We start from the raw sequence: 10,561 nt of genomic DNA on the forward strand, positions 1-10,561 counted from the left end.
CTACTTCGGTGCGGTAACATGATTTGCCAATCTTACCCAAAGCATCTATGTCCAGCTCGCACACCAAAGCGATACTGTTCGAGGATGAAAGTGAGTGAGCTTCTGGACGAGCAAGCCATTACCCGCGACAGCTGGACTGTGCTGCGCAACACTGATCCGGCTCACGTCTGGATATGCGAGTTATTGCTGTAGGAGCTATGGCACGTCGTTGTTTTCCCGGCGCGGCCGCGCTGCGCCGGGGGCGTGTTGACTCGTTTTGAGCGCCTCCACGTCCAACGGATATCGGAGCGATCCTTCGAGGCTCGTCCTCAATCGCGAGTAACGTTTCGCCAACCGCGCGAGGTGCGCTTGCGTTCAGATACGGGCCGGAAATGGTTTTGCGGCCCGCCTTCTCTCATTATACTGGAGCTTTGCGTCGCGGACTTGCGCCGCTGAAGAGCCCCATCATCTTGTGGCATTTCCAAAACCCGATGTTGTCCTGCGCGAACAACGCCTTCGCGGCCACAAAGCCGTCAACAGACTAGCAGCGCGTCGAAAACGCTGCTGGGTGCCGAGGCGGCGGCCGCGCCACCCATCTGATCAGATCAGTGCTGTGTCTGGGCCGCCGTTCGTGAAGCTCTGTCTCAAGAGCAAGCGGGGCGGCATGTGCCTGCTTTCGCTTCGCGTGGCGATCAGACAGCAAATGGCCGCTGCTGCGGCAGCATCCAGCGGAAATCGCACAGTTTCGGTCAGGCAGTGTTGGACAAAAGGGAGGCAAACGCCGTGTTGCACAACGGCACCACACGAACGCACCTGTCACATTCTTTCGCGCACGTCGCCGCTCCGTCTCCTTTTTGCCCTACCACAGCCAAACGGCTTCGCCACGTGCAGCGAAGGTGCCGCAATCAAAGGAGCTTACTGTTGGAGAAGCCGAGCGGAGTCTACGACCCGGAGGATCTCGCGAGATTGGGAAACCTTTTTGATCGAGCAATCGCGTCTTTACCGACATGCATGCGAACCGGCGAGAATGGCGTAGCGATCGCCAGGCTTGTGATGCAACGCGCAGCGAGGGACGAATTGGCGTCGCTGGCGAACTTGATGCTTGCACTTGTCTCGGCTGATTGATTAACAGCATGCGCTCAGTGCTCCTGGGGTTCGCAGCAAGACACCATCATCTAGATCATTGAAATCACTTGATTCTCACGTGACGTCAGGTTGTAGGCTTGCAAATTGAGGACCATGACAAAAGCCACACCACGACGGCGCCGATGGCGCATTGGAGAACTTGCAGAGGCGACCGGTGTAACGGTACGCACTCTGCATCATTACGAACATACGGGGTTGTTGACGGTCGCGGAACGTACCGGTGGCGGTCACCGCATGTACGATCGTGAAAGCCTACAACGCGTCTGTCAGATACGGGCGCTGCGTGAGCTCGGCTTCTCGCTTCCTGAGATCCGCAAAGCCATCGAGGGGCGGTCGTCTCTCACGGACCTATTGCGCAACCATCTCGAGCGAATTGAAATTCAAGTCGCGCGGGCGACATTATTACGGGATCGATTGCGCAATATGACGACGCAAGGTGAGACAGAAGTTAGTGTCGACGAGCTGCCGGCCACGTTAGATGCAATGTCGCGGATTCAGGAACGTGCCCCCTCGGCCATCTGCACATGCGCCTCTAACGCTAGCCGCGAAGATCGGTGGCGCAAGATTCGGGATGAGCTACGAAGCTGCATGGATCGGGGCGAGCCGCCATGCAGTGAGCGACCAAATGCGGTCGCGCGTCAGGCCCGTTCGCTGCTGACTGAGATCGCAGGAGTTGATTCGACTGTCTCGATGATACTGAAGGTGCTGACGCGATTGACTGAACCACACAATCTCGCCGGCTGGGATGCGAGCCTCATGCGATACCTGGATCTCGCCCTCGCCGCGCTGGAGAGCCAGCTCGGAAAGAGTTGACGCACCCGGCTGCCCGGACTCGGTTGCTCAAATGTCTCTAACTGAATGAGCTGATGCTGATCCTTGTCTGACTGAGGATCGTTGGCCCGTAGCAATTCGCCTGCGAATGTGCGTTGTCGGCACTCTTGGGGACTTCGCTCTGCCAAGCTCGACGAGCACGCTTCGAAGTACTTGATCCGTACGTAGCGTCAAATTGTACCTTCTAAAAGTATCGACGCAGCGGCGGGGCGGCGGACAGAGCGCCGGCTAGGCCGATGGAGACTCCAATGATCTGCACCACTTTTGGAAGTTCCCGGTGAGAGCGCTGGGCGAGGGCAATTCGGTGGATGCACGTCTTTGGCCATTGCCGGCGACTCCGCAAACGGCACGCTCTTTAGCTCCAGGCCGCACTCGACGAAGAATGCTGCAGGGGCAGCCGATGTCGCCAAGCTCAAGGCTTCAAGCCAATCTGCCGCAGGTTGCAGGCTACGCTTATGCCCCAGTTCAAGCATGGGCAGGCTCGGTCAGACGGCGGGCACCGTCGATGCCACGCGGGTCGCTGCGGCCGAACCTCGGGCTCAATCGAAAGGGCCATTGCCACGGTTCGATTCGACTCCAAGGGAGACAATGCCGCTCCTGGGTCCATCGTTTACCGCTGGCGCGACAATACCGTCGACGTGGTCGCGCAGACCTGACCGCCCGCACCAACACCGCACGGAGCGTTGAATGATGAACCATCCTAGGCCTCGCGATTACGCGCTGGTCACGTGCGTCGCAGTCGCCGCACTCGCGGCATTTCTCGCCCTCGCGGCAATGCTATCAGAGCTGTCGTGCGCGCCCGAACGGCCGCCCGAAGAGTACGTTCCCATTCGTCTGGTACCACTGGAATGAGCATCACTTCCACAATCGTAAGGCCGACGAACATCGTGTCTTCTTCCACCTAGTGACACTGATGCGCACCTCGCTCTCGGGAGTGAGCTGCGCGGACCTCTTTAGAAGGAACGTAGCTTGTGGCAACATGTCAGGCGTGCGCAGTCTGTCTGCGGATTACGCGAGTTCAAGCCACGTTAGCAGCGCTGTTCGGCCGAGTGGACGTGGCGTTTCCTCCCCTCTTGAAACAGGTATTCGCCGGGATAACGCCGTGCGCCCGCCTGATCCGATCCGTGCTGATCACCGCGGACTTTGAGACGGGCTCGGATCCGGTGCGGCGCTTAGATCTGAGCCCGCCTATGCACCCCACCCCTCACATTTGAGCACGCCTTGCGCTTCCCGGCTCCGAACACAGCGCGCGCATCACGTAGGCTCGATGAAGGCCATCAACTGCCCTCGCCGACAAAAGGAAGAACACCAAATTGGATGCAAAACTGCAAACTATGCTTTCCTCGCTCTCGCCGGTGGCTCGCGAATTGGATGCTCTGCCGTCCGGGCGGCCCACCGCGGACAATGCTTGCGTGAAACTGAACACGAATGAGAACCCATTTCCCGTGCCAGCCATCGTGATGCGAAGCGCGATTGCAGCTCTTGAGGTGCAATACCGCTATCCAGAAGACGACAATGTCAGCTTGAGACAAGCGGCCGCAGCGGCCTATGGGATTGCCACTGATCGCGTGATGGCCGGCAATGGATCGTCTGAACTCCTCAGTCTCATTTACAGAGCCTTTCTTGCCCCGGGCGACGGCGTCGCAATGATGTCGCCCGGCTTCTCATTCAATCGCAAGCTTGCGATGTTGCAAGGGGCCCGGTTCATTGAAATTCCCTGGTCTGAACCCGACTGCTTGCCGATGGACGAGCTGCTTTTCGGTCCGGCTAAACATGCCAAGTTCATTCTGCTGGCCAATCCGAACAATCCGACCGGAACCTTCGTTCCGGTCGCTGAGATCGAGCGCCTCGTTACACGGTCTGACCGATTGATCGTATTGGACGAAGCTTATGTCGATTTCGCACCTGAGGACGGCCTACGCCTCATTGAGCGCCATTCGAATCTTCTGGTCCTGCGCACGCTTTCCAAGAGTCATTCCGCCGCTGGCATTCGCGTCGGCTTCGGTTTCGGCCATCCCGAGCTGATTGGGCGGCTTCGCAACATCCAGAATGTTTTTAACATGAATGTGGTCGCTCATGCCGTAGGCATGAGCGTCCTTGCGCATCGCGACGCCTACGAGGAGAACCATCGCCACGTCAGGTTTGAGCGTCAGCGCGTAGCGGCCGCCCTCTCGGAATTTGGGTTCTCCGTAACGCCTTCCCACGCGAACTTCCTCCTCGCCCGTGTGCCGGTAGGCCAGGGTGGCAGATGGTGGCAGGCGGCGTTGCAAGACCAGAGCGTCCTCGTTGCCTTCTTTCCGGATCCCGGCCTGGAAGAGTGCATTCGGGTTAGCATCGGTACAAAGCGCCAGATGGATGCGTTTCTTGCGGCTGTCGGCAGCATTCTTAAGAAAGTGGGATGCCGTGGCTAGTGAACCCTTCCACTCAGGTCACAGATCCCCGTTCGTCATCGAACAGGACCCACACATGATGCAGCTTCGCGACCGGCCTCAGTCAGTCATTGTCCGGTCGGCGCATTGCGAGCTGCTGAGAACGGCTTCGCGGCATATGCACGCCAGCGAGCGCTTCTTGAACCCCAAAAACCTAGCGGACTCCGGTCCTCTCTATAGGAGATAACTGAGTGAGAAACGTTCTTCCCTCAAACCTGACCTGCGGCATTTTTGATCATCTTGACGAGGACGGTCCCGATATCGCCAGGCAATACGCGGACCGCCTCGCGCTGGCGGAGGCCTACGACCGGCTCGGTTTCTATGCCTATCATCTGGCAGAGCATCATTGCACCCCCCATGGACGCGGTCCATCGCCGAACTTGTTTCTGTCAAGCGTCATACAACGCACACGGCGACTTCGCGTTGGTCCGTTGGTCATGCTGCTCAACCTCTACCACCCGTTGCGGGCATTCGAGGAGATCTGCATGTTGGATCACCTGAGCAGCGGCAGAGTCGAGGTCGGCCTTGGTCGCGGCTCCCTCCCGATCGAACTGAGCTATTTTGGGGTTGGAGCCGATGTTGCCTCTAGCCGTTACGAGGAAGCTTCCCAAATCTTCGTTAACGCGATGAATGGCGGCCCGCTCTCGTACAAAGGGCAACATTTTGCGCTGAGCGACGTTCCTTTGACGCTTTCACCTCACCAGCGTCCTTGTCCCCCGACATGGATTGCTACAAATCGGCCAGAGTCCGCGCATTGGGCGGCGGCGAATGGCGCTAATCTGGCGTGCATGGGACCCTCTTCTGCCGTTCGCAAAGTAACAGATCGCTATCGCGCTCATGGAAACGCGAAGTATGACACCAACGGTTCAGCACCATTTCTCGCATTACTCCGCATGGTCGTAATTGCCAGCTCTGAGGCAGCCGCCCGCTCCCTCGCCGCGCCAGCCTACGAAACCTGGCTCAAGAGCTTTAAGTTCTTGTACGACCTCAATGACATCCCGCCTCCATCCAACCTGCCCCTAACCTTGGATGCCGCAATTGAGAGTGAACTGTGCGTTGTCGGATCCCGCGCTTCGGTGCGCCAAACTCTTCTCGATCACGTGGAAGAGGCAGGCGCCAACTATCTCCTTTGTCAGCTCGCCTTTGGATCTCTGTCACTGGATGCCTGCCTCAACACAGCAACTGCGATTCACTCCGAGCTCATGGCGGCGGAGCACTGATGGTGAGCCGATTCCAAGCAGTTCGCCCTTGACCATGCAATAAATGGCAACACCGAGGCCCATGAGCACCGCAGCCGGATGCATTTGTCAGGCCGCTCTTATGGCTCAAGTGGCTCTTACGCGCATGAGACCCTTTCGACTACATCACCAAGGTGTAGTCTCGAGGGCAATAAATGCCGTGCCTCCCATTTTGCGTGCGTTGATATTGCCCGCGCAGTGGTTTGCTTGGCCAGGTGAGTTGGCTCACGCTCATCCCGCTTTGGCGCGCCAGTTCGTCGATCGCATTTCACACGAATCCAAGATGTGGCTTATCGCACGGGCGGGCCTGTCGTGACGCGGTCCCGGCAGCGCTCCGACCAGATGGAGGAGATCGCGCGTAAGCTCGAGATCGTGCTGGCGGAGTTGGCTTCGCTGCGCATTCTGCTGGCTGCGCACGGAATTAGCCCCCCTCCGCCTCTGCATGAGGACTACCTCACTGTTCAGCGATACGCAGCGATGAACCACATAAGCCCCGAAGGGGTGCTCTCTCGGATCCGCCGCGGCAAGCTGCGCGCGGAGAAGCGCGGTGGCCGCTGGTGGGTGAAATGCACGGTTTGCACAGCATAGCCGTGCAGTGGCGAGGACAGTTATGGTAGCCGAAACAAACCAATCCGAGATACGGAATCCAGCACATGGAAATGATCTGCGCGTTTAAGTTGCTGCCCTTTCTGAGCTGGATCGGACGACCAATCGAGAATCGAGAGATGATCGAGGTCAACGTGGCGCACGACCAACACACCATCGCGGGATCGGCAAGCTCGATGTCGATGCACCCAGGCAATCACAAAACGCGCGCGTGGCAGAAGTCCAACTCCGATGCCGCTGCATGTATTGTGGCAAATGGGGAGCGGCGCATACCCTCCGTTTTGCACGTGAGCCACCGCACGCTACCGAGTTACGGCTTGGAGCGCAGGAAAGAGAAGTGCCTTGCTCGCAAATCGCACCTTGCGAGTTCCGCTGAGCATATCTTGAACGTCCGTCTCACGCCGGCTGGGGTGTAGCAGCCGACATGTATCCCAGTCATTCGCCTGTTCAGGGTCGCCTCGCGCGCCGGTGCGAGACGCGGACAGGTCTAATTTCGCTGGGATAGTCCGAGATTCAGGCTGGAGAAGGAGATGGCCAATGATGTCACCAAGGCTAATGTCAGTCCTCGGGTCGACGGTAGCAGTCGAGCGTATATTTTGGAAATTTCGAGAACTGATCGATGGCGATAGCGCGATCTCACCTGAAGTTCGAGAGACGCTTCATGTAATCCTAGATGCAAAGCTTCTTTCCGCAAAAGATAAGATTATGAGCGACGCGCGCGCTGCGATTGACGCAACTCCTGATTTGCCGCAGGCGGCCCGCGATCGAGCATACCGGTCGCTCGACTTTGCAATGAAGATGTTCATGACCAGTGAACCGCGCCGCCCTGAGGATCCTTTTAACGAAGTTGGTATCTGCAGCGCTCATCCCAGGACGCGTTGATGCAGGACCCGCTCCAGCGATCGGCGCCTCACTGCCGCCGTACGACCCGGTCAAGACCGGTGCTTTGCCCAGCGTGGATGTCATCGTGCCCTGCTTCAACGAGGGACCGGCGTGCGCTTGCCGCCTGCCTGAGGTCTCTCGCAAGCCAGGGCTTCCGGCAGTTCTGCTCCGCCGCCGCTCCGAGTTCCCGCACGTCGTGGTTCCTAATGCGGCATTCGGCCTTGCTCAAGCAAGGAAATTGCCGATCTGCCACAAGAGGGCGAACGCCGGGCGCCGTCAGGTCGTCGAGCACAAAACCGGGAGGCGGCGTGGAGGGCACGCGCGTGCAGTCAGTCCCAACAGCGCGGTGCAAGGTGCGACTGCTGGCCGATTTGACCCGAGACACTGACGGTGACGACGGCGAGCCGGCCGTTCACGGATGATCGGATCGGCAGCCGTGTATTCGCGACCGGCCCTGGACCTTGCAACGTACGTTTGTGTGATCTTAGCATGCGCGGAAGCCATTGCCGGACCGAATTCTAACAAGCGCTGGTGCACACCATCCACAAGGAGCACCTTTCACTCTCCTGCGGCATCTACGCCGGTTCAATGCCCGTGTCCATCTGCACTGGGCCAGAAGGCTGATCCAGAGCCACCGCACGACTTCGAATTTCATCTCGCGCAGGATCAGCGCCGCATTGACCGCCGAATTGAAATCTCTCAACTCGCCTACCTAAACCGAGAGGTTTCCAAGGTTAGGCTCCCCTCCTAGAACTCGATTCGCGATAGTCACTACAGCGGATGCATCATGAAACCTGACGAGCGCCTCGCCGAGGTCCTGGAGAATAGCGCGTGTTTTGATCATGAGGCATCGGAGGTGTGGGCGCAGTGCCTCTCACCCACTGAGCGGCTGGCGTATATTCGAAAGCATCGCTCTCACTTCCGGTTCGCAGATTACGATGACGTGATATCTGTTGTACGGGGTCGGCGCTTCACCGGTTGCTCATCGCAGCTCCTTCGGTGGCGTCACAGGATAAGAGCAAGGGCGTTGCAAGGCGCTTTGCTCTTTTCGGTTGCGGTGTGGCTGGGCCTCGTGTGGGTTGCGGTGCGCTTCATCCGCTGAGATCAGCAGCACGCTTTTCGCCGACGCCACGCAATCTGGTTCGCACGCGAAAGAGCATTGCGAAGCGTGATCCGCAACGCCGCAACCTGACGCAGGGTTCGGTTCAAGCATTCCTTTCCGACGAAATGTTGCGGTGCAGCTACAGCTATCCGTGCGGATGTTGTTAAGACGCGCGAGGCTCGGGGCACTCAAGACATGAGAGTAGAAATGAAGAACTTGTTGCTCGCGACTGCAAGCATTGTGGCGCTCGGCGCGATTGCGCCCGCATTCGGCGCGGATCTGGCTGCGCAGCCGGTCCAGCCTCTCTATGGCAAAGCTCCGCAGCTTGTTGCGGCTATGATCTATGACTGGAGCGGCTACTACGTCGGCTTGAACGGCGGCTTGGGCTCAAGCGCGAATTGCTGGGACTTCAATGGCGGCACACCTGAGGGCTGCCATGATGCGACCGGCGGTACTGTGGGTGGCCAGATCGGGTATCGAAGGCAGACGGGCCAGATCGTGCTTGGTGTTGAAGGCCAGGGGAACTGGGCTGGTTTGACTGGCTCGAATGACAGCGTCGCGTTTGCGGATATCAACCAGACCAAGATTGATGCGTTCGGCCTGGTAACAGGGCAGATCGGTTATGCCGTAGACAACGTATTATTTTACGCCAAAGGTGGTGCCGCAGTGACGAGCAATACCTATCAGATTAGCTCGACCCTCACGGGCGCGCAGCTTGGGAAGAGCGACCACATTCTTTGGGGTGGTGCGCTGGGAGCTGGGATTGAGTACGGTTTCGCGCCGAGCTGGTCGGTCAGCCTCGAGTACGACCACCTATTCATGCAGCCCGGAGCGGTGCACTTCGCCGCGCCCGCAGGCGGAACCGATCGCGTCCGCCAGGATTTCGATCTTCTGACTGCCCGGCTCAATTATAAGTTCGGCGGCCCGTTTCTTCTGAAATATTGATCAGCAGTACGAACGAGGAATCGAAAGCCCCGGCCCATGGCCGGGGCTTGTTTTTGCAAGTGCAGGCTTGCTGCATCAAGCAATACCGTTATCCCAGGCGACTAGGTTGCCGCAACCCAGGCCCAAAAACCGCTCCCATATTGATGGGTGGCGGCATCCACAACGTAAGCGCTTAGCCGGGACCCTTATTGGAGCTGGCTTGACGCTTTGCGGAATCGCCACGGCATGAGGTCTTCGATTCTGCTATGGGGATGGCCGTCGATGATGGCCTCGAGTGTTTCGGCGATGTAGGCGGCCGGGTTGATGTCGTTGAGCTTGCAGGTGGCGACGAGCGACGCAAGCAAGGCCCAATTTTCAGCCCCGACCTCATGTCCGGCGAAGAGAGCATTTTTTCTGGTCAGGCAGACTGGCCGGATGGCGTTCTCGACCGGGTTCGTGTCGAGCTCGAGGCGCCCGTCTTCGAGGAAGCGGGTCAGCCCCTGCCAGTGATTGAGCGCGTAGCGGATGTCCTCGGCGAGCGTCGAACCGCTGGAGATCATCGACAGCTGTTTCTCGAACCAAGTCTTTAACGCGGCGATTATGGGCAGCGAGTGCTCCCTGCGCGCGGCCAGCCGGATGTCCGGCGATGAGCCGCGCACCATGGCTTCGATGGCGTAAAGCTGTGCGATGTGCCGAACGGCGGCCTCGGCGATCGGCGATTTGCTGTTACGGGCCAATTTGACGAAGCGCCGGCGCAAATGGCTCCAGCAATGCACGAGCATCCACGGCCCTTGCGGTCGAGCGACTTCGGTCAGCCGGTCATAACCGTCATAGGCGTCGCATTGCAGGAAGTGTCCGCAAAAGCCATCCAGGAACTGCTCCGCAAAGGCACCGCTGCGACCGGGGCATATCGGAACAGCACGATCGGCGGACTTGGGCCGCTGTGGCCGCGGTCGTCGGAGACGATCGCCCAGAAGTACCCCTTCTTCGTGTGGCCTCGCCCGGGATCGAGCACCGGCGCCGTGGTTTCGTCCATGAACAGACGATCCGCCATGGCTAGGCGCTGGCGCATGTGGTCCGCGATAGGCTGAAGATGGAAGCAGGCGCGGCCGGACCAGTTGCCCAGTGTCGCCCGATCAAGTCGGATGCCCTGACGCGCATAGATCTCGGCTTGGCGGTAAAACGGCGTATGGTCGCCAAACTTGGAGACGATCACGTGCGCAATCGCCGCTTCGGTCGGCAGCCCGCTGGGCACCACGTGCTCCGGTGCGTGCGCCTGCACGACAGGGCCCGAGCAATGGCGACAGATGTATTTCGGGCGGCGCGTGATCAGCACGCGCCATTGCGCCGGGATCACGTCGAGGCGCTGGCTGACGTCCTCGCCGATCTTCGTCATGGCGCCGCAACCGCACGGGCAAAGCGTA

8 protein-coding genes are annotated in these 10,561 nt (G+C 59.1%); 6 read left to right on the top strand and 2 right to left on the bottom strand.

What is annotated here, in order from left to right:
- The first annotated feature begins 1,218 nt into the window (after positions 1-1,218).
- The 6 genes from IVB48_RS23235 to IVB48_RS23260 all read left to right on the top strand — a co-directional run bounded on the left by IVB48_RS23235 (position 1,219) and on the right by IVB48_RS23260 (position 9,158).
- A complete protein-coding gene (locus IVB48_RS23235; RefSeq protein ID WP_247403307.1) occupies positions 1,219-1,938 on the top strand; it encodes a MerR family transcriptional regulator in 720 nt (239 codons plus the stop codon).
- A gap of 1,352 nt (positions 1,939-3,290) precedes the next feature.
- The gene (gene hisC / locus IVB48_RS23240) at positions 3,291-4,367 is read left to right on the top strand and encodes a histidinol-phosphate transaminase (protein ID WP_247403319.1); all 1,077 of its coding nucleotides are present in this window, start codon (positions 3,291-3,293) and stop codon (positions 4,365-4,367) included.
- 209 nt (positions 4,368-4,576) lie between these two features.
- Positions 4,577-5,605, top strand: a complete 1,029-nt coding sequence (locus IVB48_RS23245; RefSeq protein ID WP_039799450.1) for an LLM class flavin-dependent oxidoreductase — start codon at positions 4,577-4,579, stop codon at positions 5,603-5,605.
- A gap of 671 nt (positions 5,606-6,276) precedes the next feature.
- Positions 6,277-6,645 (top strand): hypothetical protein, encoded by a 369-nt coding sequence (locus IVB48_RS23250; protein ID WP_247403309.1) that lies wholly within the window; start codon positions 6,277-6,279, stop codon positions 6,643-6,645.
- 121 nt (positions 6,646-6,766) lie between these two features.
- Positions 6,767-7,111 (top strand): hypothetical protein, encoded by a 345-nt coding sequence (locus IVB48_RS23255; RefSeq protein ID WP_247403311.1) that lies wholly within the window; start codon positions 6,767-6,769, stop codon positions 7,109-7,111.
- A 1,309-nt stretch (positions 7,112-8,420) separates the two neighbouring features.
- The gene (locus IVB48_RS23260) at positions 8,421-9,158 is read left to right on the top strand and encodes an outer membrane beta-barrel protein (protein WP_247403313.1); all 738 of its coding nucleotides are present in this window, start codon (positions 8,421-8,423) and stop codon (positions 9,156-9,158) included.
- Positions 9,159-9,343: 185 nt separating this feature from the next.
- Here the strand turns inward: IVB48_RS23260 and IVB48_RS23265 are convergent, their stop codons facing one another.
- On the bottom strand, positions 9,344-10,048 hold the full coding sequence (locus IVB48_RS23265) for an IS66 family transposase (RefSeq protein ID WP_346659011.1): 705 nt from the start codon (positions 10,046-10,048) through the stop codon (positions 9,344-9,346).
- On the bottom strand, positions 9,949-10,561 hold a 613-nt coding region (locus tag IVB48_RS23270), incomplete at its 5' end, for an IS66 family transposase (RefSeq protein ID WP_247403315.1). The genes IVB48_RS23265 and IVB48_RS23270, both read right to left, overlap by 100 nt.

Origin of the sequence: Bradyrhizobium sp. 76 (assembly GCF_023073025.1) — a bacterium.
GTDB lineage: Bacteria > Pseudomonadota > Alphaproteobacteria > Rhizobiales > Xanthobacteraceae > Bradyrhizobium.